1 protein-coding gene is annotated in these 1,191 nt (G+C 40.6%); it reads left to right on the forward strand.

The window, feature by feature from the left end:
* Window positions 1–560 precede the first annotated feature (560 nt).
* Window positions 561–830 carry an aspartate/glutamate racemase family protein gene (locus EKM88_RS13160; RefSeq protein ID WP_125706736.1) on the forward strand — a complete coding sequence of 90 codons (270 nt, stop codon included), beginning with the start codon at window positions 561–563 and terminating at the stop codon, window positions 828–830.
* Window positions 831–1,191 lie beyond the last annotated feature (361 nt).

A 1,191-nucleotide genomic window follows, 5' to 3' on the forward strand; every position in this document is an offset into this window, starting at 1 on the left:
CGTAGTCTAAGCATTGTGTTATGGCCTTCATATTGTTGGTTTTCAGCGACTCTACAATATCACAAGACCGCACCCAGTGGGTGAAAAACACAAAGCAGCGCAACTTCATGCCAGTCATGAGGTTGCGCTGTATTTTGTCGTGTTTAAGAATAATCCAGGATCAGTAAACAATTCCATCACTTCCGTTAGTTTTTAACCATATTTTAGCACAAAAGCAAACATGAGTTCCCTTAAAACGCTATAAATCTGATTTAAAATTGTCGAAAGTCAGTCATAGTCATGCTATAATTTGAATAGAAAAGTAAACTTGCTGATAGCAGGCTGTTTCGTGCAGACCGCCTTGAAGCTGGTTCAGCAAGTGAATAAGTGACTCTAGCCCGCCCTGCAAATTCCACTTATTGCATCGGGCTTTTTATTTTTGAAGTGGTTAATCTAGGCTATAAAGAATTCAAATCACGCGTTATCGAGGGGTTCATTGTTAGAACGTTTTTAAAAGTATTATAAAAACAACTAAATCCTAGTCGAAAATTTGATTATTAGCATGGCTTAAAGGAGTAAATATGAAAAAACCGGGAATTATCGGTGGTATCGGACCGGAGGCAACAACGGATTACTATATGGCCATCATTAAAGATTATCAGAATAGGATTGGAACGCAACAAGAGCTACCAGAAGTCGTGATTAACAGCATCAACATGTATCATATGTTTGCTTTACTAGATCAAGGCAACATGGACGAGGTAGTTAGGTATTTAGCAGCAGCAATTAACGACTTGAAACGGGCTGGTGCTAACTTTGTTTTAATGAATGGGAATAAAAGGTACATGTAAATTGAACCCGGAATGTTGATTTAACGGCGCTTTCGGGAGATGCAAAGGATATGATTGGCGGGGGAATTGTTACGTTCCCCGCCAAAATCCCCGCCAAGTTTGGGCCGATTGAGGGCTGAGTTGGCGGGGATTTTTTTGTTTAACTCAAATCTACGAAAAAAGCGATACATGTATCTATCTGGAGGCAGTCTATTTTTGTGCAGTCTATGTTGGGCAGTTCATTGAGTTCCTAATTTATAATTGATATACTTGGACAAGGGACTACACGACCGACGATGTCTATCTGAAGGCGGCGAAGCGAATTGCCCAACTCGGCGATCTTTTTTACCCCATTCGGTGCTAAAATTGACACCACTCGGCG

This window comes from Lacticaseibacillus daqingensis (genome assembly GCF_003946115.1).
Classification (GTDB): Bacteria; Bacillota; Bacilli; order Lactobacillales; family Lactobacillaceae; genus Lacticaseibacillus; species Lacticaseibacillus daqingensis.

Coding starts and splice junctions, on each gene's coding strand:
- EKM88_RS13160 (WP_125706736.1), top strand. CDS start 561: ATGAAAAAACCGGGAATTATCGGTGGTATCGGACCGGAGGCAACAACG.